General features: G+C 72.7%; 23 protein-coding genes. 14 read left to right on the top strand and 9 right to left on the bottom strand.

Going from position 1 to position 24,532, the window contains the following annotated elements:
* Positions 1-53: 53 nt before the first annotated feature.
* Positions 54-923 (bottom strand): Fpg/Nei family DNA glycosylase, encoded by an 870-nt coding sequence (locus ACFUK0_RS08635; protein WP_380247604.1) that lies wholly within the window; start codon positions 921-923, stop codon positions 54-56.
* A gap of 151 nt (positions 924-1,074) precedes the next feature.
* On the opposite strand from ACFUK0_RS08635, the gene ACFUK0_RS08630 reads away from it, so the two are divergent.
* The 3 genes from ACFUK0_RS08630 (at position 1,075) to ACFUK0_RS08620 (ending at position 3,364) form a co-directional block, all read left to right on the top strand.
* Complete coding sequence (locus tag ACFUK0_RS08630) at positions 1,075-1,794, top strand: hypothetical protein (RefSeq protein WP_380247602.1); 720 nt, start codon at positions 1,075-1,077, stop codon at positions 1,792-1,794.
* 110 nt (positions 1,795-1,904) lie between these two features.
* Positions 1,905-2,726, top strand: coding sequence for a DsbA family protein (locus ACFUK0_RS08625; RefSeq protein WP_380247600.1), 822 nt, complete (start codon positions 1,905-1,907; stop codon positions 2,724-2,726).
* Positions 2,723-3,364: a vitamin K epoxide reductase family protein gene (locus ACFUK0_RS08620; protein WP_380247598.1), complete on the top strand. Its 642-nt coding sequence runs from the start codon at positions 2,723-2,725 to the stop codon at positions 3,362-3,364. The genes ACFUK0_RS08625 and ACFUK0_RS08620 overlap by 4 nt, the downstream gene beginning before the upstream one ends.
* Before the next feature lie 54 nt (positions 3,365-3,418).
* On the opposite strand, the gene ACFUK0_RS08615 is transcribed toward ACFUK0_RS08620, so the two are convergent.
* Both ACFUK0_RS08615 and ACFUK0_RS08610 read right to left on the bottom strand, forming a co-directional pair.
* Positions 3,419-4,210: a DUF6585 family protein gene (locus tag ACFUK0_RS08615; RefSeq protein WP_380247596.1), complete on the bottom strand. Its 792-nt coding sequence runs from the start codon at positions 4,208-4,210 to the stop codon at positions 3,419-3,421.
* A gap of 168 nt (positions 4,211-4,378) precedes the next feature.
* Entirely contained in the window at positions 4,379-5,368 is a 990-nt protein-coding gene (locus ACFUK0_RS08610; protein ID WP_380247594.1) for a ricin-type beta-trefoil lectin domain protein, read from the bottom strand.
* Positions 5,369-5,901: 533 nt separating this feature from the next.
* On the opposite strand from ACFUK0_RS08610, the gene mmsA reads away from it, so the two are divergent.
* The 4 genes from mmsA to ACFUK0_RS08590 all read left to right on the top strand — a co-directional run bounded on the left by mmsA (position 5,902) and on the right by ACFUK0_RS08590 (position 11,116).
* Positions 5,902-7,470: a multiple monosaccharide ABC transporter ATP-binding protein gene (mmsA, locus tag ACFUK0_RS08605; protein ID WP_380247592.1), complete on the top strand. Its 1,569-nt coding sequence runs from the start codon at positions 5,902-5,904 to the stop codon at positions 7,468-7,470.
* On the top strand, positions 7,467-8,765 hold the full coding sequence (gene mmsB / locus ACFUK0_RS08600; protein WP_380247590.1) for a multiple monosaccharide ABC transporter permease: 1,299 nt from the start codon (positions 7,467-7,469) through the stop codon (positions 8,763-8,765). The genes mmsA and mmsB overlap by 4 nt, the downstream gene beginning before the upstream one ends.
* An 80-nt stretch (positions 8,766-8,845) precedes the next feature.
* Entirely contained in the window at positions 8,846-9,961 is a 1,116-nt protein-coding gene (locus ACFUK0_RS08595) for a substrate-binding domain-containing protein (protein WP_380247589.1), read from the top strand.
* Between the two features lie 288 nt (positions 9,962-10,249).
* Entirely contained in the window at positions 10,250-11,116 is an 867-nt protein-coding gene (locus ACFUK0_RS08590) for a nuclease (protein ID WP_380247587.1), read from the top strand.
* A 34-nt stretch (positions 11,117-11,150) separates the two neighbouring features.
* Here the strand turns inward: ACFUK0_RS08590 and ACFUK0_RS08585 are convergent, their stop codons facing one another.
* Both ACFUK0_RS08585 and ACFUK0_RS08580 read right to left on the bottom strand, forming a co-directional pair.
* A complete protein-coding gene (locus ACFUK0_RS08585; RefSeq protein ID WP_380247585.1) occupies positions 11,151-12,140 on the bottom strand; it encodes an adenosine deaminase in 990 nt (329 codons plus the stop codon).
* Positions 12,141-12,191: 51 nt separating this feature from the next.
* Positions 12,192-12,776 (bottom strand): HPP family protein, encoded by a 585-nt coding sequence (locus ACFUK0_RS08580; RefSeq protein WP_380247583.1) that lies wholly within the window; start codon positions 12,774-12,776, stop codon positions 12,192-12,194.
* A gap of 177 nt (positions 12,777-12,953) precedes the next feature.
* Between ACFUK0_RS08580 and ACFUK0_RS08575 the strand changes: the two genes are divergently transcribed.
* Both ACFUK0_RS08575 and ACFUK0_RS08570 read left to right on the top strand, forming a co-directional pair.
* On the top strand, positions 12,954-13,235 hold the full coding sequence (locus ACFUK0_RS08575; RefSeq protein WP_380247581.1) for a DUF6158 family protein: 282 nt from the start codon (positions 12,954-12,956) through the stop codon (positions 13,233-13,235).
* A gap of 78 nt (positions 13,236-13,313) precedes the next feature.
* Positions 13,314-14,708 (top strand): NADP-dependent succinic semialdehyde dehydrogenase, encoded by a 1,395-nt coding sequence (locus ACFUK0_RS08570; protein ID WP_380247579.1) that lies wholly within the window; start codon positions 13,314-13,316, stop codon positions 14,706-14,708.
* A gap of 34 nt (positions 14,709-14,742) precedes the next feature.
* On the opposite strand, the gene ACFUK0_RS08565 is transcribed toward ACFUK0_RS08570, so the two are convergent.
* Positions 14,743-15,039 carry a hypothetical protein gene (locus tag ACFUK0_RS08565; protein WP_380247577.1) on the bottom strand — a complete coding sequence of 99 codons (297 nt, stop codon included), beginning with the start codon at positions 15,037-15,039 and terminating at the stop codon, positions 14,743-14,745.
* A 246-nt stretch (positions 15,040-15,285) separates the two neighbouring features.
* Here ACFUK0_RS08565 and ACFUK0_RS08560 point away from each other — a divergent pair, with 246 nt between their 5' ends.
* On the top strand, positions 15,286-15,504 hold the full coding sequence (locus ACFUK0_RS08560; protein WP_380247575.1) for a hypothetical protein: 219 nt from the start codon (positions 15,286-15,288) through the stop codon (positions 15,502-15,504).
* On the opposite strand, the gene ACFUK0_RS08555 is transcribed toward ACFUK0_RS08560, so the two are convergent.
* The gene (locus ACFUK0_RS08555) at positions 15,476-16,000 is read right to left on the bottom strand and encodes a GNAT family N-acetyltransferase (protein ID WP_380247574.1); all 525 of its coding nucleotides are present in this window, start codon (positions 15,998-16,000) and stop codon (positions 15,476-15,478) included. The genes ACFUK0_RS08560 and ACFUK0_RS08555 overlap by 29 nt on opposite strands.
* Positions 16,001-16,019: 19 nt before the next feature.
* Positions 16,020-17,267 carry a metallophosphoesterase gene (locus ACFUK0_RS08550; protein WP_380247572.1) on the bottom strand — a complete coding sequence of 416 codons (1,248 nt, stop codon included), beginning with the start codon at positions 17,265-17,267 and terminating at the stop codon, positions 16,020-16,022.
* A gap of 321 nt (positions 17,268-17,588) precedes the next feature.
* Between ACFUK0_RS08550 and ACFUK0_RS08545 the strand changes: the two genes are divergently transcribed.
* The 3 genes from ACFUK0_RS08545 (at position 17,589) to ACFUK0_RS08535 (ending at position 21,222) form a co-directional block, all read left to right on the top strand.
* Complete coding sequence (locus tag ACFUK0_RS08545; RefSeq protein ID WP_380247570.1) at positions 17,589-19,028, top strand: amino acid permease; 1,440 nt, start codon at positions 17,589-17,591, stop codon at positions 19,026-19,028.
* A gap of 114 nt (positions 19,029-19,142) precedes the next feature.
* The gene (locus tag ACFUK0_RS08540; RefSeq protein ID WP_380247568.1) at positions 19,143-20,021 is read left to right on the top strand and encodes an EI24 domain-containing protein; all 879 of its coding nucleotides are present in this window, start codon (positions 19,143-19,145) and stop codon (positions 20,019-20,021) included.
* Between the two features lie 532 nt (positions 20,022-20,553).
* Positions 20,554-21,222: a transglycosylase SLT domain-containing protein gene (locus tag ACFUK0_RS08535; RefSeq protein ID WP_380247566.1), complete on the top strand. Its 669-nt coding sequence runs from the start codon at positions 20,554-20,556 to the stop codon at positions 21,220-21,222.
* A gap of 17 nt (positions 21,223-21,239) precedes the next feature.
* Here the strand turns inward: ACFUK0_RS08535 and ACFUK0_RS08530 are convergent, their stop codons facing one another.
* Positions 21,240-21,467 (bottom strand): hypothetical protein, encoded by a 228-nt coding sequence (locus ACFUK0_RS08530; protein ID WP_380247564.1) that lies wholly within the window; start codon positions 21,465-21,467, stop codon positions 21,240-21,242.
* Between the two features lie 103 nt (positions 21,468-21,570).
* Here ACFUK0_RS08530 and ACFUK0_RS08525 point away from each other — a divergent pair, with 103 nt between their 5' ends.
* The gene (locus ACFUK0_RS08525) at positions 21,571-24,480 is read left to right on the top strand and encodes an FAD-binding and (Fe-S)-binding domain-containing protein (protein WP_380247562.1); all 2,910 of its coding nucleotides are present in this window, start codon (positions 21,571-21,573) and stop codon (positions 24,478-24,480) included.
* Positions 24,481-24,532 lie beyond the last annotated feature (52 nt).

Below are 24,532 nucleotides of genomic sequence, written 5' to 3'. Positions count from 1 at the left end.
CCGGTCCGCGCACCACCGCGAGCCGGGCGCCCGCTGCCGCCCGCCGACGCGCCCTACTTGAGCAGCCGGGACATCCTGCGGTCGGCGAGCAGCTTGCCGCCGGTCTGGCAGGTCGGGCAGTACTGCAGCGCCGAGTCGCTGAACGAGACCTCGCGGACGGTGTCACCGCAGACCGGGCACGCCTGGCCGGCCCGCCCGTGCACCCGCAGCCCGCTCTTCTTCTCGGCCTTCAGCAGGCCGGCCGCCAGCCCGCGCGAGCGCTCCACCGCCTCGCGCAGGGTCGCCCCCAGTGCCTCGTACAGTCGGGCCGCCTCCTCGTCCGACAGGCTCGCCGCCAGTTTGTACGGCGACATCCGGGCGGCGTGCAGCACCTCGTCCGAGTAGGCGTTGCCGACGCCGGCGATCACGCCCTGGTCGCGCAGCACACCCTTCAGACGTCGGCGCTCGCCGCGCAGCAGCGCCGCGAAGACCTCCGGGGTGAAGTCCGGGCCGAGTGGGTCCGGACCGAGCCGGGCGATGCCTGGGACCTCGGCGGGATCGTGGACGCAGTAGACCGCCAGGCGCTTCTGGGTGCCGGCCTCGGTCAGGTCGAATCCGGCACCGGCCGGTTCGGCCAGGGTGAGGCGCAGCGCGAGGGGCCCCTTGCCGCCCGGCCGCGGCGGCTCGGCCGGCAGGTTCTCCCGCCAGCGCAGCCAGCCGGCCCGGGCCAGGTGGACGACGAGGTGCAGGCCGCCCGCCGTGATGTCGAGGAACTTGCCGTGCCGCCCCACCGCCTCGACCGTGCGGCCCTCCAGATCGGTCAGCGGCGGGGCGTACGTCTTGAGGGCGCTCACCGCCAGCGGGAAGACCCGCGCGACGGTGCGACCCACCAGCTGGTCGTCCAGGAAGGCGCTGAGCGCTTCGACCTCGGGCAGTTCCGGCATGGGGGAATTCTCCCGCAGCCCTCCCCCGCCCGCAGTCCCGCACGCGGTGACGAGTGGGCCCGGGGGTAGGGCCGCCGTAAGAAGGGGCCTGCTCGTGAGGATCTTCACAGGCCGATAGTTCGCATGTGAACATGTGGCAGACTCGGACGACATGAGGAGCAACAGTGCGGCCCCCAGGACGTTGCGCGCGGCGGTATTCGCCGCGCTCGTCGTCCTGCTCGCCGCGCTCGGCCAGGTGCTGGTCACCGGCCGCCCGCTCCCGGTGACGGTGCTGGTCGTCTCCGGCGCGGCCGTCTTCGCGGTGGCGCTGGCACTGGCCGGCTCCGGGCTCGGGTTCGGCCGGATCGCGGCCGTGTTCCTCCCGCTCCAGCTGGGCCTGTCCGTCCTCTTCGACCTCGCGCAGGCGACCTGTCATCCCGGCCGGTCCGGTTCGGGCCTGTCGGCCTCCGGGCTGCACGCGTTCGAGCCGCTGGTCTGCCGGGGCGGTTCGGTCGGCGGCTTCCTGCTCGGCCACGACGGCCTCGGCTCCGGCCGGGCCGTGCCCGGCGGCGGCGCCGTCCCGACGATGGCCGGCGGGCTGCTGCTCCTGCTCGTGCACGTGACGATCGCCCTGCTCGCGGCGTTCTGGCTGCGGCGCGCCGACGCCGCGCTGACCGGCCTCGCCGAGGCGCTGCGCACGCTGGGCGACTTCCTGCACAGCAAGGCGCCGACCGCCGCCCGCCTGCTGCGGCTGCTGACCGCCGGCAGCCCGGCCCGGCCTGCCGCACGGGTGCTGTTCCCGGTGTCGGGCCGCGAGCGCGCCCCTGCCTCCGTCGTGCTGCTCAGCCCGGTCGCCCGGCGTGGTCCGCCGGTGCTCGCACCGGCCTGCTGAGACCTCTCTCCCCTCCTCTCAGCGGTCGCTCCGCCGCGCCCGGCCCGCCTGCCCACTCGCAGGCCGGCCCGCGCCAGCCGACTTCCGACCGAGCACAGGACGCGTTCCCCATGACCCAGAACAGCAAGAACAGCAAGAACAACAGCACCTCCGGCAACAGCAGGAGCGGCGGCAAGCGCGCCGCCACCGAGCGGCTGCGCGAGGAGCGCCGCCTCGCCGAGCGGTCCGCCAGGATCCGCCGCCGGACGATCGTCGGCGTGGCCTCGGCCGCCGTGCTCGCCCTGGCGGCGGGTGTCGCGTTCGCCGTCGGCGGCTCGGACGGCGGCGCGCAGGCGAGCGGTCCGCTGGTGGTGCCCGCCAACGCGAGCGGCGCCGACGGCACCGTGGTGACGTACGGCAAGGCCGACGCCGCGCACACGCTCCAGGTGTACGAGGACTTCCGCTGCCCGTACTGCCAGCAGCTGGAGACCACCGACGGGCCGACCATGCAGGCGCTCGCCGACGACGGCACCTACAAGATCGAGTACCACCTGGCGACCTTCCTGGACAAGGGCCTCGGCGGCCAGGGCTCGCGGACGGCACTGGCCGCCGCCGGTGCGGCGCTGAACGAGGGCGTCGACAAGTTCAAGCAGTTCCACGACGTGCTCTACGCCAACCAGCCCGACGAGCGCGACGACGCCTTCGGCGACGTGAACCACCTGCTGGACCTGGCGGACAAGGTGCCGGGCCTCAAGACGGACGCGTTCGTCAAGGCCGTCCAGGAGGGCACGTACGCGCCGTGGGCGGCCAAGGTCTCCAAGGCGTTCGACGACAGCGGCGTCTCCGGCACCCCGACCGTGCAGCTGGACGGCAAGAAGCTGGAGGTCTTCGGCAACGGGACCCCGGTCACCCCGGACCAGTACACCGCCCTGGTCAAGCAGGCGATCGGATGACCCACGCCGACCCGGACAACCCCGTCCGCACGATCTCCCGGGCCGGCGCCGTCGGCGCGAGCCGGGCCTTCGCCTGGCTGCTGGTGATCGCCGGGGCGGTGGGCCTGACGGCATCGGTCGTCCTGACCATCGACAAGATCCGCCTGTTGCAGGACCCGTCCTACGTCCCCAACTGCAACATCAACCCGATCATCAGCTGCGGCTCGGTGATGGGCAGCGACCAGGCGGAGGCGTTCGGCTTCCCCAACTCGCTGATCGGCCTGATCGGCTTCGCGGTGGTCGTGGCGATCGGCGCGGGCCTGCTCGCGGGGGCCCGCTACCGCCGGTGGTTCTGGGTCGGGCTCCAGCTCGGGACGGTGTTCGGCGTCGGCTTCACCACCTGGCTGATGACCCAGACGCTGTACCGGATCGGGGCGCTCTGCCCGTACTGCATGGCGGTCTGGGCCGCGATGATCCCGCTGTTCTGGTACACCACCCTGAACAACCTCAGGAACGGTGTGATCCCGGTGTCCGCCCGGCTGCGGCCGGCCGTCCGCGAGGCCGCGCGGTACCACTGGGTGGTGCCGGCGCTCTGGTACGCGGTGATCGTGCTGCTGATCCTCAGCCGGTTCTGGTACTACTGGCGCACCCTGCTCTGAACGGCCGGCCCGGAGGCGGACCGACCCCGACGGGGTGCCGGTCCGCCCGGCGGCTCACTCCTCGGGGAGGTACCGCTCGGCCAGCAGCCGGAACAGCGCCAGGTTGGGGAACAGGTTGGCCTGCTGCCGGCGCCAGAGCCTCCCTGCACTGCGGTCGGCCAGGACCACTGCGGCAGACTCGCCGCCGACGAGGCCGACCTCGGCCCAGGGCAGCCGGTCGGCGCCGTCGGCCAGGCCGGTCGCGTCGAGGTGCAGCGAGCCGAACCGCACGGACCTGCCCGCCTCGATCGAGGCGAGGGCCGCGGGCAGCTGGGCCTGGGCGACCTTCTCCTCCAGGGCCCCGCCCACGAGGTCGAGGCCCTGGAGCTGCTGCACGGAGAACCCGAGTCGGCCGCCGCCGCGCAGGGTCAACTGACACGCGTACAGCCTGGGTTCGTACCCGCCCGTACGGAGGACCTGGATCTCGGCGACCTCCTCCCACAACACGGTCCGGGTACGACCGCCGGTGCTGTGGACCAGGCCGCCCGTGTGCAGTACGAGGTCCTGCGCGGACTCGCTCCTCCTGCCTCCCGGCCTGCGCAGGGCGAGGACGACCAGCACCACGGCGGCGAACAGGAAGAACAGGACCCCCACCAACGCACGTGCGGCCACGCTGTAGACGAAGAGGACCACCGCGCAGGTCACCGCCAGCCAAAGGAACTCGTCGTGCGGTCCCGTCCGCCCGGTCAGCTTGTTCTGCCGCGCGAACCGCGCCATCTCTGCGGCGGAGATGACCCTGGCACCCAGCGCGCCGGCGCCCGCCGCGCCGCCGGAGGACTCCGGCGGGGACCCTTTCGTGCGGCCCATGCGTGTCTCCTCCGGTCGGGGGCGTCGAGTGGAGTCTGTCCCCCGGCACGCGGGAGCACCAGACCTCCGGGCCGTGAACGAGCCCCCGGGGCCGGGCCGGCCGCTTCTGGTCCGGCCCCGCGTCCGCGTGCGGGCGCCCCGTGGCCCCGGCCCTGAGCCGGAACGGGATTACGGTGCCGTCCACTTCTGGTTGGCGGCGCCGTTGCAGGCCCAGATCTGGAGTTGTGTGCCGTTCGTGCTGCTGGACCGGGGATCGTCGAGGCACTTCCCGGACACGGGGTTGACCAGGGTGCCGTCGGCGGACCTCCACTGCTGGTTGCCATGGCCGTTGCAGGACCACAGCTGGATCCTGCTGCCGTTCGCGGTGCCGGCGCCGGCCACGTCCAGGCATCGGCCGAGCGCGCGCAGCGTGCCGTCCGGGGAGAGGGTCCACACATGCGCGCCGGATCCGTTGCAGCTCCAGATCTGGACCGCGGTGCCGTCGGCGGGGTTCGCCCCCTTGACGTCGAGGCATTTGCCGGCGATGCCGGAGTGCACCGGGCCGCTCCTGACGGCGACGGGCGCCTTGATCCAGCCGGCCGCGTCGGCAGCCTGGACGCCGGTGTTGAAGGCGTCGGACATCTTCTGGTAGCCGCTGTCCCCGGGATGGAGCTGGTCGGACAGGTCTGCGGTGGTCAGGGTGCCCATGTCGACCAGGCGGACGTGCCTGCCGGCGGCCTGCTCGGCCTGGACGATACCGGGGAGCGCCTTGTTGAAGGCCGGCCGGCCGGGTTCCTCGACGGGGTTCGTGGACACGATGAGGGTGCCGACCAGCACGGTCGCGTCCGGCGCAGCCGCGGTGATCCGGTCGATCAGCGCGTGCAACCGGTCGGTGGCGGTGGGGACCTGGTAGTTCTGGTTCAGGTCGTTGGTGCCGATCTCAAGGGTGACCACGTTGGGCCGGTACTGCTTCAGCGTCGCGTCGGCGATGCCGGCGATCTGGTCGATCCGCCAGCCGGAGTGGCCCTCGTTGTCCGGGTCGGACATGGTGCCGTTGCGCTGGGTGCCGACGAAGTCCAGTGCATGGCCCTCGGACGACAACTTGTCCCCCAGGTAGCCCCGGTAGCCGTTGCCCGTGCTGCTGCCGATGCCCCAGGTGATCGAGTCACCGAGCGCCATCAGCCGCAGCGAGGCGGGCGCGGCTGCGGCCGACGCCCCGCTGGCACCGGCACCAGCACCGGCCGGCAGGGCGGCACCTACGCTGAGGGCAGCCGCCACCGCTGCCGCTGCCGTGACGATTGCCGAGCGATACCCCATGTGGTTTCTCCGCTGTGTGGGGGCGGACGTCTGCCCGGCCCGTACCGGTGGGTGGAGAGGAGCGGTCGCCGAACAGGTCGGCGCTGACGAACCGAGCCCGGCGCCGGGGACCCGTCAGCCCGTCAGCCGAGGGCTGCCCGTGATCACGGTCGCGCCGTTCAACTCGGTTCCACGGGAAAGCCGGTGGCCCTGCTCACCAGCGTGCCCCGCGGTCCGCCTACGGCGGTGGTGCCCGTTCCTGCCGGTCGCGCCCGCCCTCCCGGCTCGCTGTCTGCAACAGTCTGCCCCAGGGCGTTGACTAAGTAAATCTATTGGATTTAGATTCCTCGCGGCCGGACGAACCCACCGCACATCAAGGCGCGACACCCGAACCCGGAGATGGTTATGCCCACATCATGCGTTGCCCCAGGTGGGCGATGAGCGCGGCCCCGGTCCTGCTGGAGATGCGTTCGATCACCAAGACCTTCCCCGGTGTGACCGCGCTGGCCGAGGTCGACCTGGTGGTTCGCCAGGGCGAGATCCACGCCGTCTGCGGAGAGAACGGCGCCGGCAAGTCGACGCTGATGAAGGTGCTCAGCGGGGTGCACCAGCACGGTACGTACAGCGGACGGATCCACTACCGGGGCGAGGAGGTCCGCTTCGGCGACATCCGGGCCAGCGAGCGCGCGGGCATCGTGATCATCCATCAGGAACTGGCCCTGGTGCCGGGCATGTCCATCACCGAGAACGTCTTCCTCGGCAACGAACCGCGCAGGCACGGCGCCATCGACTGGAGGGGCGCCCGCCGCCGGCTCCTGGAGCTGATGGCGAAGGTGGGCCTGCACGAGGACCCCGACACGCTCATCAAGGACATCGGGGTGGGCAAGCAGCAACTCGTCGAGATCGCCAAGGCGTTCGCCAAGGACGTGAAGCTGCTGATCCTCGACGAGCCGACCGCCGCACTCAACGAGGCCGACTCCCGGCACCTGCTCGACCTGCTGCGCGAGTTCAAGGGCCAGGGCATCACCTCGATCATCATTTCGCACAAGCTCAACGAGATCGAGGCGATCGCCGACTCCATCACCATCCTGCGCGACGGGCGGACCATCGAGACGCTCGACGTGCACGCCGACGGGGTCGACGAGGACCGCATCGTGCGCGGCATGGTCGGCCGGGAACTCGGCAGCCGCTTCCCCGACCGCGCCCCCGACATCGGCGAGGTGTTCTTCGAAGTCCGCGACTGGACGGTACGCCACCCCGTCTCCGCCGAGCGGCTGGTGTGCAAGGGGTCCAGTTTCACGGTGCGCCGAGGCGAAGTCGTCGGCTTCGCGGGCCTGATGGGCGCCGGCCGCACCGAACTCGCGATGAGCCTGTTCGGCCGGTCCTACGGGGTCTGGCAGAGCGGCCGGGTCTTCAAGGACGGCGAGGAGATCAGGCTCAGGTCGGTCTCCGAGGCGATCGGGCACGGCCTGGCCTACGTGAGCGAGGACCGCAAGGCGATCGGCCTCAATCTCCTCGATGACATCAAGACCTCGGTGGTGGCCGCCAAGCCGGCCAAACTCGCGCGGCACGGTGTCATCGACCGGCTCGCCGAGCACCGCGTCGCCGAGGGGTACCGCCGCGATCTGCGGATCAAGGCACCGACGGTGTACGAGGGCGTGGCCAAACTCTCCGGTGGCAACCAGCAGAAGGTCGTCCTGGCCAAGTGGATGTTCACCGACCCGGACCTGTTGATCCTCGACGAGCCGACGCGCGGCATCGACGTCGGCGCCAAGTCCGAGATCTACGGGCTCATCCAGCAACTCGCCGCACAGGGCAAGGGCGTCGTCGTCATCTCCTCGGAACTCCCCGAGCTGATCGGCCTGTGCGATCGCGTCTACACCGTGTTCGAGGGGGCCATCACCGGCGAGGTCGCCCGCGCCGACGCCGACCCCGAACTCCTCATGAAGCAGATGACCACTACCAAGAAGATTCCGGTGCCATGAGCGGATACCAAGACCTCAAGAAGAACCTGTTCGGGGGCAGCGCCTCGATCAGCCGCCAGTTCGGCATGATCTTCACCCTGGTGGCGATCATCCTCCTGTTCCAGATCCTGACGGACGGACTCACGCTGACCCCGGGCAACCTGATCGCCGTCGTCAGCCAGTACTCGTACATCCTGATCCTCGCCATCGGGATGCTGATGGTGATCGTGGCAGGCCACATCGACCTGTCGGTCGGCTCGGTCGCGGCGTTCACCGGGATCATCGTGGCCAAGGCGATGAAGGACTTCGACCTGCCGTGGCCGCCTGCCATCCTGCTGGGCCTGCTGGTCGGCGCGGTCATCGGCGCGTGGCAGGGCTTCTGGGTCGCCTACGTCGGCGTCCCGGCGTTCATCGTCACGTTGGCAGGCATGCTGCTGTTCCGCGGCGGCAACCAGTTCATCGGCAACGCCGCCACCGTCCCCGTCCCGGAAGGCTTCCGCACGATCGGCGCCGGCTACCTGCCCGAGGTCGGTCCCAGCACCGGGTACAACAACCTCACCCTGCTGCTGGGCGGCCTGGCCGGCGTCGCGGTGGTGTGGCGGGAGCGGAGTGCCCGGCGCACCCGGCGGGAGATGGGCGCGCGGCCCGCCCCGCTGTGGGTCTCCGGTGTGCGGCTCGTGGTGATGACCGGCGTCATCGTCTTCGCCACGCTGCGCTTCGCCGGCGGCCGGGTCGGCACCAGCCTGCCGGTGTCGGGCATCATCCTGGGCGTCCTGGTGCTCGCCTACTCCTTCTACACCCGCAACACCGTCAGCGGCAGGCACATCTACGCGGTGGGCGGCAACGCGCGCGCCGCCGAACTGTCGGGCGTGAAGCTCAACCGGGTCAACTTCTTCGTCATGATGAACATGTCGGTCCTCGCCGCCCTGGCGGGCATGATCTTCGTGGCCCGGTCGGCTGCCTCCGGCCCGCAGGACGGGCTGAGCTGGGAACTCGACGCGATCGCAGCGGTGTTCATCGGAGGCGCCGCGGTCTCCGGCGGCCTGGGCACCATCAGCGGTTCGATCGTCGGCGGCCTCGTCATGGCCCTGCTCAACAACGGCCTGCAGCTCATGGGCGTCGGCGTGGACCTGGTGCAGATCATCAAGGGCCTGGTGCTGCTGCTCGCCGTCGCGCTCGACGTCCACAACAAGAGCCAGGGCCGGTTCTCGGTCATCGACTCGGTCACCCGCCCGTTCCGCCGTGACACCCCGGCCCCCGGCGCGGCCGGCGCCGATGCCCCGCACAGCGAGGCCAAGGTCCCCGCTGCGGGCTGACGCCCCCCGAAGACGCCCCGTACCGGCGGACAGACTCCCGCAGGAAGTGCCTCCCGCGGCAGCCCACGAAAGGCAATCCCATGATGCGCAACCTCCTCACCAAGGCAGTCGCGAGCGCAGCGGTGGCCGTGCTCATGCTCGGCGCCGCAGCCTGCTCCAAGGAACGCGAGGGCGGGAGCAGCGACGACGGCAGCACGTCCGGCAAGGGTTTCGCGGGCGACGCCGTGATCGGCGTCGCCCTCCCCTCCAAGACCTCGGAGAACTGGGTCCTCGCCGGCGACCTGTTCACCAACGGGCTCAAGGAGGCGGGCTTCAAGGCCGACGTGCAGTACGCGGGCGCTTCGACCACCGTCGCCGACCAGCAGGCCCAGATCTCCGCCATGATCACCAAGGGCGCGAAGGTCATCGTCATCGGTGCCACCGACGCCGCGCAGCTCTCGACCCAGGTGAAGCAGGCCAAGGAGTCCGGCGCGGTCGTCATCGCCTACGACCGGCTCATCACCAACACCCCGGATGTGGACTACTACGTCGCCTTCGACAACTTCAAGGTCGGCCAGTTGCAGGGCCAGGCTCTGTTGGAGGGCATGAAGGCCAGGAAGGCGACCGGGCCGTGGAACATCGAGCTGTTCTCCGGCTCACCGGACGACAACAACTCGGCGGTGTTCTTCAACGGTGCGATGGACGTCCTCAAGCCGCTCATCGACAAGGGTGACATCGTGGTGGGCTCCGGGCAGACCGACGTCAAGCAGACCGCCGTCCAGGGCTGGAAGGCCGAGAACGCCCAGCAGCGCATGGACTCGCTGCTGACCTCGACCTACAACGGCGGCAGGACCCTCGACGGGGCCCTGTCACCGAACGACACTCTCGCCCGGGCCGTCCTGACCTCGATCAAGGGCGCCGGCAAGGCACTGCCCGTCGTCACCGGCCAGGACTCCGAGGCGGAGTCGGTGAAGTCCATCATGGCCGGGGAGCAGTACTCCACGATCAACAAGGACACCCGGAAGCTGGTCGCGGCGAGCATCGCGATGGTCAAGGCCCTGCAGGGCGGCGGTTCGCCGGAGGTCAACGACACCAAGTCCTACGACAACGGCGTCAAGGTGGTTCCGTCCTACCTGCTCCCGCCGGTGATCGTGACCAAGGCCAACGCGGCCGAGTCCTATGCCAACGACCCCAAGCTCGCCCCGCTCACCAAGTAGGCACACCGCGGTGGCGCGACCCGGGACGACCTGGGCGCGCCACCGCCGGACGGCCGTCCGGTGATCGTTCCAGGAGGATGCCGGGGCACTGGCACGGAAGCCGCCGAACGGCCTACGCTGGTAGGAGATCGTCGGCGGCAGTCAACTCGCCCACGGCAGAAGCTCCCACCGGTCACCCGACAGACCGACGGCGGCTCAGCTGCCCGGGTGTCAGGTGAGCCCGACGGCTGCCCGCCTCACGGCGATCCCTCATCGGGCGCGAGCGCGCCGAATTCTCCGGGGGCTGTCATGCCACTGTTGATGATCAAAGGATCGTTCCATGTCACCGGCCGGGCCAGGCCCGACGGTGACACCATTCCGTTCACTCCCGACCACCCCACCGAATGGAAGCTCGTCCCGGGCCCGCGCGCGATCGTGCCCGGCGCCGGCGGCCACGTCAGCGTCCGGCTGGAGGGCGTGGACACGCTGGAGACCCACTACCTCGGTCACGGGGCGGAGGTCCACCAGCCCCTGCTCCTCGCCCACGCCGCCGCCGACGAGCTGCTGAACTGGCTCGGCTTCACGGACGTGCACCGCAACCCGGACGAGACGGTCACCGCGACGCCCGACCGGGTGCCCGGCTTCATCCTCACCGGCGGCGCGGACGTCCACGGCCGCTGCGTGGCCCTGGTCGGCCGGGGCGAACCGCCGGGAACCAGCGGGTTCGAGACGAACGTCGGCGTGCAACTGCTGCGCAGGACCGCCAACCATCACCTGCTCACGCTGGGTCTGGCCTTCCCCACGTACTACACCGGCCTGTTCCCGGTCCTGCGCAACGAGCTGACCGCCGCCGTCCGCCAGGCGCAGGCCGCACCCGCCAAGGGTGTCTGGCCGGTGGACGCGACCCTCACGGGTGCCAAGGTCGCCGGGATGTCCTCGATCACCGACGACGTGGTGATCCTGCCGAAGCTGTTCCGCCGGCTGAAGGACTACCTGGACCTCGGGGACCCTTCGCTGGCCTGCTTCCCCGCCTTCCTGGCCGGCAGCGGGGACACCTTCCGGATCCTCTCGACCGACACGTTCGTCACCGGCCTGCACCACATCGTCGAGATCAGCAACGGCCAGACCCTGCGGATGACCCGTCCCGTCGAGGACCTCCTCTTCGACGAGGCCTGAGCACAGGCCCGGGGCGGCCGCAGGGCCGGGCACCTCAGTGCGTGAACTCGTACGCGGCCACCTCGGCGAGCAGTTCGCGGCGGCGGGGCTCGTCCAGGAACGCGGCCCGGAAGGAGTTGGCGGCCAGCGTGCGCAGCGTCTCGTCGTCCAGGCCGAGGGCGTCGCGGACGGCGGTGAAGTTGTCGTCCACGTAGCCGCCGAAGTAGGCCGGGTCGTCGGAGTTGACGGTGACCAGCAGGCCGGCGTCGAGCATCCGGCGCAGCGGGTGGTCGGTGAGGGCGTCCAGGCAGCGCAGGCGGACGTTGGAGAGCGGGCAGAGGGTCAGCGGGATCTGCTCGCGGGCGAGGCGCTCGACCAGCTCCGGGTCCTCCAGTGAGCGCAGGCCGTGGTCGATCCGCTCGACGCCGAGCACGTCCAGGGCCTCGCGGACGTACTCCGCGGGGCCCTCCTCGCCCGCGTGCGCGACCCGGTGCAGACCGGCGGCGGCGGCGAGCTCGTAGACCTCGCGGAACTTCGCCGGCGGGTTGCCGACCTCGGCGGAGTCCAGGCCGACGCCGGAGATCCGGTGCAGGTGCGGCCTGGCGGCCTCGAAGGTGGCGAGCGCCGACTCGGCGGACTCGTCCCGCAGGAAGCACATGATCAGCTTCGTGCTGATGCCGTACCGCTCCTCGCTGCGCTCCAGTGCCCGGGCGAGGCCCTCGACGACCACGGCGATCTCCACGCCGCGGGCGGTGTGCGCCTGCGGGTCGAAGAAGATCTCGGCGTGCCGGACGCCCTGCTCCGCGGCGCGGGCGAGGTAGGCGTCGGCCAGGTCTGCGAAGTCGTCCTCGGTGCGCAGCACGGCCATCAGCGCGTAGTAGAGGTCGAGGAAGGACTGCAGGTCGCTGAAGGAGTAGGCGCGCCGGAGCTCCTCGGTGTCCGCGTAGGGCAGGACGACACCGTTGCGGGCGGCGAGGGCGAAGGCGAGTTCGGGCTCCAGCGTTCCTTCGATGTGAAGGTGGAGTTCGGCCTTGGGCAGCGGCATGAGGGTTCGATTCGATGTTCGGGGGCGGAAACGGGAGCAGAAACGTCCATCCTACGACCCGGAGCCGCCGCTCCCGCCCGGCCCGGGCGGGCGCCACCAGGGGTAGGCGATACCCGCCAGCCGGTTCACCGCCAGGCCCTGCGCGACGAGCAGCACGACCGCGATCATCACGACGGTCAGCTGGAGCGGCGTCCGCAGCAGCCCGAGCGCGACGATCAGGGTGGTCGCGGCGGCGGGCGGGTGCGCGACGCCGAGCAGCGGCATCAGGCCGCAGGTCAGGCCGAGCGCGATCGCGCAGGCCCAGAGCCGGGCCCAGCTGATCTCGTTGAGGTCGGGTGAGGCGTCCCGCAGGCCGGTGAGGGTGAGCGCGAGGTAGCCGGCCAGCACCCCGACCAGGTGCCCGTAGACCGTGTTGCGGGGTGAGGCGGTCGGCGCCATGGGCGTGTAGAAGAGCAGGAACGCGGTCGGCCCGAGCGAGGGGAAGAGGAACGGCGCGTGGCTGAAGTGCGCCAGGGCGGCCATCACGGCCAGCGAGAGGCCCGCGTTCAGTGCCGAGTAGACGGCGCGCACGACGCTGGGGTCGTGGCGGTCCATGACCGCGGCCAGCTCCAGCCGGGCGAGCACGTTCCGGGCCACGGGCCACCAATCGCCGCAGGGAGTCCTGACAGGCGGTGCCATACCCGCCGCCCGTCCGGGGCAGGCCGGAGCCGCGCGTTCGCACCCGATCGGCGCAACGGCGCGCCCGGCCCGCGGCGGCGCGCTCCCGGAGCCGGGTACAAGGTAGGAAGGGGGCTACGCGGAGGAGGTACTGACATGCGGCACCCGGACGGCCCGCACGACAAGCCCGAGGGGATCTCCCCGCACGCGCTGGACAACGGGGTGCTGCTGCACGAGCTGGAGCAGCTGCACCGCACCCGGCACGAGACCTTCCTGTACGGCTCCGACGACGCGCTGGAGCGGCACACCAGCCGCACCGCCCAGTTGGAGGCCGAGTACCTGCACCGGTTCCCGAACCGGCAGGTCACGGCCTCGCGTACGCGCTCCGGTGCCCGCGCCCGGGAGGCCGCCGCACGGGCCGAGGCGACACCCGAGTAGCGCAGGGCCCCGCGGCCCCCGAGTCACCGGCCCCGAGTGCCGGCCCCACCCCACCCCAGGACCCTTGAGGGAGCATTCATGCCCATCGCCAGCGTCAATCCCGCGACCGGCGAGACCTTGGAAACCTTCGAGGCGCTGGACGGCGCGGCGGTGGAGCTGCGTCTCGCCCGCGCCGAATCGGCCTTCCGGCAGTACCGCACCACCGGTTTCGACCAGCGCGCCGAACTGGTGCGCCGCGCCGCCGACCTGCTGGACGCCGATCTGGAGGCCGTCGCCCGGACGATGACCGAGGAGATGGGCAAGCCGCTGGCGGCGGCCCGGGCGGAGGCGGCGAAGTGCGCCAAGGCGCTGCGCTGGTACGCCGACCGCGCGGCCGGCCTGCTCGCGGACGAACGACCGGAGCAGGCCGACGTCGCGGACTCGGGGGCGTCCGAGGCGTACGTGCGCTACCGGCCGGTCGGCGCGGTGCTGGCGGTGATGCCGTGGAACTTCCCGTTCTGGCAGGTGGTCCGCTTCGCGGCGCCCGCGCTGATGGCGGGCAACGTGTGCCTGCTGAAGCACGCCTCGAACGTGCCGCGGACGGCGCTGGCGCTGGAGGACCTGTTCCTGCGGGCCGGCTTCCCGCAGGGCTGCTTCCAGACGCTGCTGATCGGCTCGGGCGCGGTGGAGGGCGTGATCCGCGACCGGCGGGTCGCCGCCGTGACACTGACCGGCAGCGAGGCGGCGGGGCGCGCCGTCGCGGCGACGGCGGCGGACGAGGTGAAGAAGGCCGTGCTGGAACTCGGCGGCAGCGACCCCTTCGTCGTGCTGCCGAGCGCGGACCTCGGCGCCGCCGTGCGGACGGCGGTCCGGGCGCGGGCCCAGAACAACGGCCAGTCCTGCATCGCGGCCAAGCGCTTCATCGTGCACACGGACGTGTACGAGGAGTTCGCGGCGGCGTTCACCGAGGCCATGCGCGCCCTGCGGGTCGGCGACCCGATGGACGAGGCGACGGACGTCGGGCCGCTGGCGAGCGAGCAGGGGCGCGCCGACCTGGAGGAGCTGGTCGAGGACGCCCGCGCGCACGGTGCTCGGGTCGACTGCGGCGGCCGCCGCCCGGCGGGCCTGGACCGCGGCTGGTACTACGAACCGACGGTGGTCTCCGGGATCACGCCCGCGATGCGGATCCACCAGGAGGAGACCTTCGGCCCGGTCGCCACGCTCTACCGGGCGGCGGACCTGGACGAGGCACTGGCGCTCGCCAACGACACGCCGTTCGGGCTCAGCTCCAACGTGTGGACGACGGACGGCGGCGAGCAGCAGCGCTTCGTGCGCGACATCGAGGCGGGCGGGGTGTTCTTCAACGGCATGACGGCCTCCCACCCGGCGCTGCCGTTCGGCGGGGTCAAGCGCTCCGGTTTCGGCCGGGAGCTGTCGGGCCACGGCATCAAGGAGTTCTGCAACATCACCACGGTGTGGCTGGGCGCGCCGTAGCCGTCGGGGCGTCAGTGGCCGGCGGGGGCGGGCGTCAGTGGCCGGCGGCGGCGACCCCGCCGCGGTGGCCGTGCCGCTGGCTGTTGCTGATCCAGCGCGACACCGTGCCCATCAGGGCGACCACGGTCACGCCCCACACCACGGCGAAGACGACGAGCAGCGGCAGGTAGTACATCTGCACGGCCACCGCGGCCAGGCCGAGGGACAGTGCCACCAGGAAGAAGGCCGTCGCCGGATGGACGTCACGGATCGACTTCAGTACGCGGTGCAGCGGGCCGGGCCGCGCCGCTCCGGCGCCGCCCTGCGGGGTTCCGGTCGCCTGTCGGTCCATCTCGATCGCCTCCAGCCCCCGGCGCTCGCGCCGGGTCGGTCCGGGTCCGGCCCGCTCGCCACCGCCGGACCGCCCGGTGACGGGGCCTACAGGCGTGGTGCCCGGTCACCGGCGCTTCTAACACCACCGGGCCTGCGGATATGGCGCCACCGGGCCTGCGGACTTCGCCGGCGGCGCCCTCCGGGAGGAGCGCACGGCGGGCCGGGCACGGGTGCGAGCAGAATGGACGGGAGGAGGTCGGCGGAGATGGACGAGTACGCGCCGGGCTGCGCCCCGCCGCCCGAGCGGACGACCTACCGGGTCACGTACGCCGTGGCCGGGACGGCGGCGGTCCGGCGGGCGGACGTGACGCTGCTGCCCGGGTACTCGCAGGAGAGCGACATCCCGAGGCTGATCGCCGCCGGGCTGACCGGCCGCCCGGCGGACGCGCGCTCGATCACCCTGCTCGGCCTGCGTGCGCTGTGAGCGCTGTGAGCGCTGTGAGCGTCACCCCGTCGCCCGCACCGGGCGCCCGCACCATGAAGACGTCCACCGCGTCCTCGGAGTCGGCGGTGAAGCCGTGCCGCTCGTACAGCCGCCGGGCGGCGCTGCCCTGCAGCACGTTCAGCCGCACGTCCGTGCCCTCGCGGTCGGCCCCCGCCAGTACGGTGCGGAGCACGGCGCTGCCGAGGCCGCGGCCCTGCTGCCGGGGGTCGAGGTAGAAGTGCTCCAGCCAGAGGCCGTCCGGCTCCGGGCGGAGCGTGAAGCAGCCCACCGCCTCACCGCCGGCCAGCACGATCGTGGTGCGCTCCGGGGAGAACCCGTCGCGCAGCCGCTGCCGGACGCGCTCCTCGTCGTAGCGGCCGAGCCGCTCCAGGTCGTCGCGCAGCACGACCGCGCGCAGCTCGGCGATCGGCTCCATGTCCTCGGACCGGGCGGGGCGCAGCCCCCACCCGGTCCGGTCGTCCTGTCCGGAATCCATCCGGACAGTATGCCGACGGTCAGATCTGGAGTGACGCGAGGGTGACGATGGTGATGTCCGAGGGCGCGCCGACCCGGACGGGCGGGCCCCAGGCGCCCGCGCCGCGGGTGACGTACAACTGGGTGTCGCCGTAGCGCTCCAGCCCGGCGACGGTCGGATTGGCCAGTTCGGCGAGGTAGTTGCCGGGCCAGAGCTGGCCGCCGTGGGTGTGGCCGGACAGTTGCAGGTCCACGCCGTGCCGGACGGCGTCGTGGATGGTGACCGGCTGGTGCGAGAGCAGGACGGACGTGCGGCTGCGGTCGCGGTCGCCGAGCGCCTTGGCGAAGTCGGGGCCGTCGCCCTCCGCCTGCCCGGCCAGGTCGTTGACCCCGGCGAGGTCGAAGCCGGCCAGCTCGACCCGGGCGTTCTGCAAGGGGTGCACGCCCAGCGAGCGGACGAAGTCGACCCAGGGCGCCGCGCCGGAGAAGTACTCGTGGTTGCCGGTGACGAAGTACGAGCCGTCCCTCGCGCGGAGCCGGGCCAACGGTTCGGCATCCCGGCCGAGGTCGGGCACGCTGCCGTCGACCAGGTCGCCGACGATGACGACCAGGTCCGGCTGGGCGCCGTTGATGGTGTCGACGATCCGCTGGGTGTGGGCGCGTCCGAGGATCGGGCCGAGGTGGATGTCGCTGACCACGGCGATCCGGTAGCCGTCCGCCCGCGCGGGCAGCTTCGCGAGCGGCACGGTGACCTGCTTGAGCCGCGGGCCGCGCAGCACTCCGTACGTACCGTTGCCCACCACGGCGAGGGCCGCGCCGGCGGCGCCGATCGCGACCGTCCGGGCGATGAACAGGCGCCGCTCGGGCGAGACGACGGCAGGCGCAGCCGGGGCGTCCGCCGCGGCGGCGGGCGCTGCGGCGACGGGCCCTGCGGTCACGGACGCTGCGGCGACCGGCTCCGCGGGCGCGGGCCGGCGGAGCGGCAGACGGGCGAGCAGCGGCCGGACGGCCTCGCCGGCCAGCAGCGCGAGCAGCAGGTAGAGCAGGACGGCCAGCCAGAGGTAGCCCGGCCAGGCGAGCCAGCGTTCCGCCGCCATCGGCAGCACCCGGCCGCCGACCAGCGCGCCGACGGCGAGCACGGGGAGCACGAAGGCCAGCACCGTGCCGGTACGCCGCCACGGCCCGCCCGGTGCGCTGACGTCGCGCACCAGCCGGCGCCAGAGGTACCAGTGGGCGAGGCCGACGAGGGCCAGGACCAGGAGCAGGGCGAGCACGACGAGCACTGTCACGCCGCCACCCGCCGCGAGGCCGTTCCGCTGATCTTCATGCCCCCAGTATGCGTGGGCCGCGAACGCCGTCCGGACGGCCCCCCGGGCCGGCCGGTGCGCTCGCCGCCGGGCTGACGCTGCGCCAGATCTGAGCTTTCACGGAGGCCTCGGAACCCGCTCCGACCTGCGGATACACGTCCGCTGAGCGGACATTTACGAAGGCCTTGTTCCGATACCCGGAAGGAGAGGCTAGGTTGCACCGCATTGCGTGGATCCGTCCCCCACCCTCCGGCACCACAGGCCGAAGGGACGGCCGCGCGGGAAGGGCACAGGCACCCTCAGATGAGTGCGGAAACCACCACCACCCGGGCCGCGTCACCGATCCAGGACGGCCACCGGCCACCCGGATCGGACCCCGGGCAGGGCCACCTCAAGGCCGGCCTGAAGAACCGTCACCTGTCGATGATCGCGATCGGCGGCGTGATCGGCGCCGGCCTGTTCGTCGGCTCCGGCGCCGGAATCGCCTCCACCGGCCCCGGCATCCTGCTCTCGTACACCCTGGCCGGCGTGCTGGTCGTGATGGTGATGCGGATGCTCGGCGAGATGGCCGCCGCCGACCCGCAGAGCGGCTCGTTCTCGGCGTACGCGGACCGGGCGCTCGGCCGGTGGGCCGGGTTCAGCATCGGCTGGCTCTACTGGTTCTTCTGGGTCGTGGTGCTGGCCGTGGAGGCCACCGCCGGCGCCAAGATCCTCAACACCTGGGTACCCGGTGTCCCCCAGTGGGCGTTCGCGCTGCTGGTGATGGCCGTGCTGACCGCCACCAACCTGTTCTCGGTGGCGTCGTACGGCGAGTTCGAGTTCTGGTTCGCGGGCATCAAGGTGGTGGCGATCGCCGCCTTCATCGTGATCGGCGCGCTCGCCGTGTTCGGTCTGCTGCCCGGCACCGGCGCGGTCGGCACGAGCAACCTGACCGGCAACGGCGGCTTCCTGCCGCACGGGGTCGGGGCCGTCTTCACCGGCATGCTGACCGTGGTGTTCGCGTTCATGGGCAGTGAGATCGTCACCCTCGCGGCCGGCGAGTCCGCCGACCCGGAGAAGGCCGTCAGCCGGGCCACGAACAGCGTGATCTGGCGGATCGGCGTCTTCTACCTGGGCTCGATCGCCATCGTGGTCACCCTGCTCCCGTGGGACGACGCCTCGGTCAAGGGCAGCCCGTACGTCGCGGTGCTGGAGCACGTGGGCATCCCCGGCGCGGCACGGGTGATGGACGTGATCGTGCTGACCGCGGTGCTGTCCTGTCTCAACTCCGGCCTGTACACCGCCTCGCGGATGGCCTTCTCGCTCGGGCAGCGCGGCGACGCCCCGAAGGCCTTCGCCCGGGTCAGCGCACGCGGCGTCCCCCGGGTGGCGATCCTCTCCTCGGTGGTCTTCGGCTTCCTGGCGGTGTTCTTCAACTACACCTCGCCGAACACCGTCTTCAAGTTCCTGATCAACTCCTCGGGCGCGGTGGCTCTGTTCGTCTGGCTGGTGATCTGCTTCTCCCAGCTGCGGATGCGCAGGATCATCGAACGCGAGACGCCCGAGCGCCTGACCGTCCGGATGTGGCTCTACCCGTACCTCACCTGGGCGACGATCGGCCTGATCGGCTTCGTCGTGGTCTACATGTTCACCGACTCCGAGGGCCGGACGCAGATGTACCTGTCGCTGGTCGCGGCGGCGGTCGTGCTGGCGGCCGCGGCGATCGTGGACCGCAGGCGCAGTTCGGCCGCCCGCGCGGCCTGACCCCGTCCCGTCCGGCCGCGCCACCGCCCCGTCGGTGCCCGGCCGGACGGGTCGTCAGGGCCACCGGACGACGCGAGTGTGACCCGTCCGGTGCCGTCCCCTACGCTTGCCCGTGTGCGAGATCTTGCAGCGGGGCTGAGATACCTGGTCAGGGGCCAGAAGTGGGTGGCCGGGCACGGCCGTTGGTGGGGGTTCGGGATGATCCCCGCCCTGATCACGATGGCCGGCTACCTGGTGGCCCTGGTCGTGCTCAGCGCCCGCGCCGACGATCTGGCCTCCTGGGCCACGCCGTTCGCCGACGGCTGGGGCTCGCCCTGGCAGGGCCTGCTCCGCGGCGTGCTCGCCGCCCTGGCCTTCGGCGGCGGGCTGCTGATCGCGCTGATCTCGTTCACCGCGGTGACCCTGCTGGTCGGCCAGCCCTTCTACGAGTCGCTCTGCGAGAAGGTCGACGAGACCGAGGGCGGCGCACCCCCCAAGCCCGGCATCCCGCTCTGGCGCGAGCTGTGGATCTCCGCCCGCGACAGCCTGTACGTGCTGGCCCTGGTCCTCGCCTTCGGCGTGCTGCTCTTCGCCTGCGGGTTCATCCCCGTGATCGGACAGACCGTGGTCCCGGTGGCCGGCTTCTGCGTCTCCGGCTTCTTCCTCACGGTCGAACTCGCCGCCGTCGCCCTCCAGCGGCGCCAGGTGCCGCAGGCCGAGCGGATCCGCCTGCTGCGCGCACGACTGCCGCTGGCCCTCGGGTTCGGCGTGCCGCTGATCCTGCTCTTCCTCGTCCCGCTGCTGACCGTCCTCGCGATGCCCGGCGCCGTCGCGGGCGCGACCCTGCTGGCCCGCGACCTGGTGCCGGTCGAGGAGGCCGCCGACGCGGACGGGGACGACGGCGAGGACGAGCCGCGCGAGCACCCCGGCACCGGCGGGTACGAGCCGGGCCCCTACCCGGGCAACCCGTACGCGAACAGCGTCGAGCCCGATCCCTACCGCTCCCAGCCGTAGCCCCGCGAGCGCGCACGGTCACCGTCGGGCCGGGCCGCCGGCCAGGAGCTGTGAGCCCGGCCACAGGCCGGCGCCCCACTACTGCCGCCGATAGTCGCGGGCCCCGGCCGCGCGGCGGCGTCCTCGGCCGAGCGGTACGAAGGGCGCCGGGCCGCCCGGGCCGCCGCGGGAGAAACCGGGCCACCGCCCGCTACTGGGCCGTCCGGTGCCCGGCACGCCCGCACACGGAGCCGGCCGGCCCGCCCGCCGGGTGAGCGGCCCCGGAGCGTCCCGCCCGGCCCGCCCACAGCGCCGTGTCCACTACCGGCCGTAGTACCGGTGCTCGTTGCCCGCCCCTCTCGGCTCTGCAAAGAATGTGCAGGCCCCGGGCAGCGCGGAGCACTCCACCGTCGCGCATCCCGCCCGCCCCGTCCTCCCCGCCGGGGTGTCACCGCCGTCCGACACGGCACGCAGGACTGCTCCCCCGAGCACGCCCCGCACCGCCGTGCGCCTTCGGCGCGGCCCCAGCCCGACGGAAGAGGATGTCCGCCCGATGCAGCTCACCCATGCCCGCCGCAACTCCCTGATCACCGGCGTCACCACCATCGCCGTGGCGAGCGTCGCGACACTCGCGCTGGCACTCCCCCAGGAGACCGGCACGGCAGAGGCGGCGGCCCCGGTCGGCACCACCTCGGCGGACGGCCGGCCGGTCGCCCCGACCGCCGCCGAGGCGCAGGCCCAGACCGAGGCGCAGGCGCAGGCCGACGCACAGGCCCAGGCCGACGCGGCCGCAGCCGCCCAGGCCCAGGCGGATGCCGACGCCCAGGCGCAGGCACAGGCCAAGGCCCAGGCCGACGCCAAGGCGCAGGCGGACGCCGCTGCCGCCGCCTCCCGTGCCCAGCAGCGCCCGGCGCTGAACAGCAGCGGCGCCTTCACCGGCACGCCCCAGCAGATCGCCGCACAGATCGTGCCGGCCGGGCAGCTCCAGTGCTTCAAGAACATCGTCCAGCGCGAGAGCACCTGGAAGGTCACCGCGACCAATCCGGGCTCCGGTGCGTACGGCCTGGTCCAGGCGCTGCCCGGCTCCAAGATGGCCTCGGCCGGCGCGGACTGGCGCACCAACCCCGCCACCCAGATCAAGTGGGGCCTCAGCTACATGAACAGCCGCTACGGCAGCCCCTGCGGCGCCTGGGCGTTCTGGCAGTCGCACCACTGGTACTGAGAAGTCCGGTTCCGCGCTCAGACGTGCGCGCCCGCCTCCCCCTGGCGGGGCGGCTCGGGCCACTCGGGCGCGGCCGGCACCCGGACTCGCAGGTCCCCCTCGAACGGGAAGATCTCCCACCCTGTCTTGCCGTTCCCGGGGATCGGCAGTCGCTGCCCGACCGGCAGGTTCTCGACGTACGGGCCGGGCGTGTGCTCCGGCCCCTGGGCGGCGTTGTCGGCGATCATGGCAACCGAGCCTGCCACATGACGCACCGTCCGCTCCCGGCCGGGATGGCCCCGCCCGCCCGGCGGGCCGGGCTGGGATCATCGAGGGCATGACCGCCGCGCCTGCCCCGGGAGCCGCCCCGTGACCGAGCACCACCGCACCGGTACGGCCGCCGACGGCGCCGCGCTGGAACGGGCGCTCTCCCGGGCCGTACGCGGCGACGTCCGGTTCGGCCCGGCCGAGCGGACGGTCTACAGCCACGACGCCTCCAACTACCGGCACCTGCCGCTCGGGGTGGTGAAACCCGCCGACACCGAGGACGTCCGCACCGCCCTCGCCCTCTGCCGCGAGCACGGCGTGCCGGTGGTCGCCCGGGGCTCCGGCACCAGCATCGGCGGGCAGGCGATCAGCCCCGGCGCCGTGGTGCTCGACTTCCGGCGGCACCTCAACCGGGTGTTGGAGGTGGATCCGGAGCGCCGCCTGGCCCGGGTCGAGCCCGGCGCCGTGCTGGACGGCCTCCAGGCGGCCGCCCGCCCGTACGGGCTGCGCTTCGGCCCCGACCCGTCCACCCACAGCCGGTGCACGCTCGGCGGCATGATCGGCAACGACTCCTGCGGCTCGCACTCGGTGGCCTGGGGGCGCACCTGCGACAACGTGGAATCCCTCGACCTGCTGCTCGCCGACGGCACCGAACTGACCGTCGGCGGCCCGCTGCCCCCGGCCGGGCGGCAGCTCCTGCGCGCGCTGCCCGGCCGGGCGGGCGAACTGCACCGCGCACTCCAGGACTTCACCGAGCAGCATCTCGCCGTCCTGCGCCAGGGCATGCCGGACCTGCCGCGGCGCACCTCCGGATACCCGCTGGACGCCCTGCTGCCCGAACGCGGGTACGACCTGGCCCGGGCCCTCACCGGCACCGAGGGCACCTGCGCGCTGCTGCTCGGCGCGACCGTCCGGCTGGTCGCGGAGCCGCCCGCCCGCGTCCTGGTGGTCGCGGGCTACCCGGACGAGACGGCCGCGGCCGACGCCGTTCCGGCCCTGCTGCCGCTGCGCCCGCTGACGGTCGAGGGGATGGCCGCCGACCTGGTCGGCGCCCTGCTCGCCGCGGGCCGCCGGCCGCCCGCGCTGGACCGGCTGCCGGCCGGCGAGTGCTGGCTGTTCCTGGAGGTGGGCGGCGCCACCGCGGCCGAGGCGCTGGAGGCCGCGCGCACCCTCGCCGACGCGGTGCGCCGCGAACGCACGGCCACCGTCTCCGTGGTCACCGACCAGGGCGAGCAGCGCCAGCTCTGGGGTGTCCGGGAGGCCGGCGCGGGGATCGCCACCCGGATCCCCACCCCCGGCGGCGGCAGCGCGGAGGCCTGGCCCGGCTGGGAGGACTCCGCCGTACCGCCCGAGCGGCTCGGCGACTACCTGCGCGACCTGCGGGCCCTGCTGCGCCGGCGCGGCCTGCGCGGCATCCCGTACGGGCACTTCGGCGAGGGGTGCGTACACCTGCGGATCGACTTCCCGCTCGCGGACCCGCGGCGCACAGGTGAGTTCCGGGAGTTCCTGGAGGAGGCCGCCGACCTGGTGGTCTCGTACGGCGGTTCGCTCTCCGGCGAGCACGGCGACGGGCAGGCCAGGGCCGAGCTGCTGCCGCGGATGTACTCGCCGCAGATCATCGCCCTGTTCGGCCGGTTCAAGCAGATCTGGGACCCTACGGGCCTGCTCAACCCCGGGAACCTGGTCGACCCGCGCCCGCTGGACGCCGACCTGCGCTTCGACGGCCCCGTCCGCGACCTGCCGCTCGCCCTGCCGTACGAGGAGGACGACGGCAGCCTGCTGAAGGCCGTCCACCGCTGCGTCGGCGTCGCGAAGTGCGTCGACACGACGACCGGGGTGATGTGCCCGAGCTACATGGCGACCGGTGAGGAGCGGCACTCGACCCGGGGCCGGGCCCGGCTGCTGGCCGAGATGCTGCGCGGCGAGGCCGTGCCGGACGGCTGGCGCTCGGAGGAGGTGCGGGAGGCCCTCGACCTGTGCCTCGGCTGCAAGGGCTGCGCGAGCGACTGCCCGGTCCATGTCGACATGGCGACCTACCGGTCCGAGTTCCTCCACCAGCACTACCGCCACCGGCTGCGCCCCGCCTCCCACCTGTCGATGGGCTGGCTGCCGCTCTGGCTGCGTGCGGTGGCCCTCGCGCCCGGCCTCGCCAACCGGGTGGCCCGCTCGCCGCTGGCCGGGCCGCTCAAGCGCCTCGGCGGCGTGGACCGCCGCCGGGACCTCCCGGTGTTCCCGCCGGAGACCTTCACCCGCTGGTTCCGCCGGCGCCGCACCGCCCGGCCGGCGCCCGCCGGGGCCCAGCGCGTGCTGCTCTGGCCGGACACCTTCTCCGACCACCTCCAGCCGGAGGTGCCGCAGGCAGCCGTGGAGGTGCTGGAGCACCTCGGCTTCGCCGTCGAACTGCCGGCCGGGCCGGTCTGCTGCGGCCTGACCTGGGTGTCCACCGGCCAGCTGGACACCGCCCGCCGGGTGATGCGGCGCAGCCTGCGCGTCCTCCCTTCCGACCTGCCCGTCGTCGGCCTCGATCCGAGCTGCACGGCCGCGCTGCGCGAGGAGCTGCCCAAGCTGCTCGGCCCGGCCGGACGGGCGGTGGCCGGACGGACGAGGACGCTCGCCGAGTTCCTGGACGAGCACGCGGCCGGTCTGGAGCTGCCACAGGTCGGCGCGAGCGCCGTCACCCAGACGCACTGCCACCAGCACGCCGTCCTGGGCACCGCGGCCGACCGGCGGATCGACGCCCGGATCGGCCTGGACAACCGGGTCCTGGACTCCGGGTGCTGCGGTCTGGCGGGCAACTTCGGCTTCGAGCGCGGCCACTGGGACGTCTCGGTGGCGGTCGCCGAGCGGGTGCTGCTGCCGGAGGTGCGGGCCGCCGCGCCGGAGACGGTGATCCTCGCGGACGGCTACAGCTGCCGGACGCAGATCAGCCAGCTCGCGGACGGCCGCCGGGCCCTGCACCTGGCCGAACTCCTGCAACGCGCGCTGCGGGAGCAGCAGCGGGAGCGGTCCTGAACGGAGCGGGGCCTGCTCCGTTCCGCAGGTTTCACGACATTTCAACTTCAAT

It is taken from the genome of Kitasatospora sp. NPDC057223 (assembly GCF_042669755.1).
GTDB lineage: Bacteria > Actinomycetota > Actinomycetes > Streptomycetales > Streptomycetaceae > Kitasatospora.
The sequence above is the reverse complement of the archived record's forward strand: the minus strand, read 5'-3'. Positions and strand labels throughout refer to the sequence as shown.

Bases quoted from the DNA above. Each gene is read 5' to 3' on its own strand.
- ACFUK0_RS08635 (WP_380247604.1), bottom strand. From the start codon at position 923: ATGCCGGAACTGCCCGAGGTCGAAGCGCTCAGCGCCTTCCTGGACGAC.
- ACFUK0_RS08630 (WP_380247602.1), top strand. From the start codon at position 1,075: ATGAGGAGCAACAGTGCGGCCCCCAGGACGTTGCGCGCGGCGGTATTC.
- ACFUK0_RS08625 (WP_380247600.1), top strand. From the start codon at position 1,905: ATGACCCAGAACAGCAAGAACAGCAAGAACAACAGCACCTCCGGCAAC.
- ACFUK0_RS08620 (WP_380247598.1), top strand. From the start codon at position 2,723: ATGACCCACGCCGACCCGGACAACCCCGTCCGCACGATCTCCCGGGCC.
- ACFUK0_RS08615 (WP_380247596.1), bottom strand. From the start codon at position 4,210: ATGGGCCGCACGAAAGGGTCCCCGCCGGAGTCCTCCGGCGGCGCGGCG.
- ACFUK0_RS08610 (WP_380247594.1), bottom strand. From the start codon at position 5,368: ATGGCGCTCGGTGACTCGATCACCTGGGGCATCGGCAGCAGCACGGGC.
- mmsA (WP_380247592.1), top strand. From the start codon at position 5,902: ATGCGTTGCCCCAGGTGGGCGATGAGCGCGGCCCCGGTCCTGCTGGAG.
- mmsB (WP_380247590.1), top strand. From the start codon at position 7,467: ATGAGCGGATACCAAGACCTCAAGAAGAACCTGTTCGGGGGCAGCGCC.
- ACFUK0_RS08595 (WP_380247589.1), top strand. From the start codon at position 8,846: ATGATGCGCAACCTCCTCACCAAGGCAGTCGCGAGCGCAGCGGTGGCC.
- ACFUK0_RS08590 (WP_380247587.1), top strand. From the start codon at position 10,250: ATGCCACTGTTGATGATCAAAGGATCGTTCCATGTCACCGGCCGGGCC.
- ACFUK0_RS08585 (WP_380247585.1), bottom strand. From the start codon at position 12,140: ATGCCGCTGCCCAAGGCCGAACTCCACCTTCACATCGAAGGAACGCTG.
- ACFUK0_RS08575 (WP_380247581.1), top strand. From the start codon at position 12,954: ATGCGGCACCCGGACGGCCCGCACGACAAGCCCGAGGGGATCTCCCCG.
- ACFUK0_RS08570 (WP_380247579.1), top strand. From the start codon at position 13,314: ATGCCCATCGCCAGCGTCAATCCCGCGACCGGCGAGACCTTGGAAACC.
- ACFUK0_RS08565 (WP_380247577.1), bottom strand. From the start codon at position 15,039: ATGGACCGACAGGCGACCGGAACCCCGCAGGGCGGCGCCGGAGCGGCG.
- ACFUK0_RS08560 (WP_380247575.1), top strand. From the start codon at position 15,286: ATGGACGAGTACGCGCCGGGCTGCGCCCCGCCGCCCGAGCGGACGACC.
- ACFUK0_RS08555 (WP_380247574.1), bottom strand. From the start codon at position 16,000: ATGGATTCCGGACAGGACGACCGGACCGGGTGGGGGCTGCGCCCCGCC.
- ACFUK0_RS08545 (WP_380247570.1), top strand. From the start codon at position 17,589: ATGAGTGCGGAAACCACCACCACCCGGGCCGCGTCACCGATCCAGGAC.
- ACFUK0_RS08535 (WP_380247566.1), top strand. From the start codon at position 20,554: ATGCAGCTCACCCATGCCCGCCGCAACTCCCTGATCACCGGCGTCACC.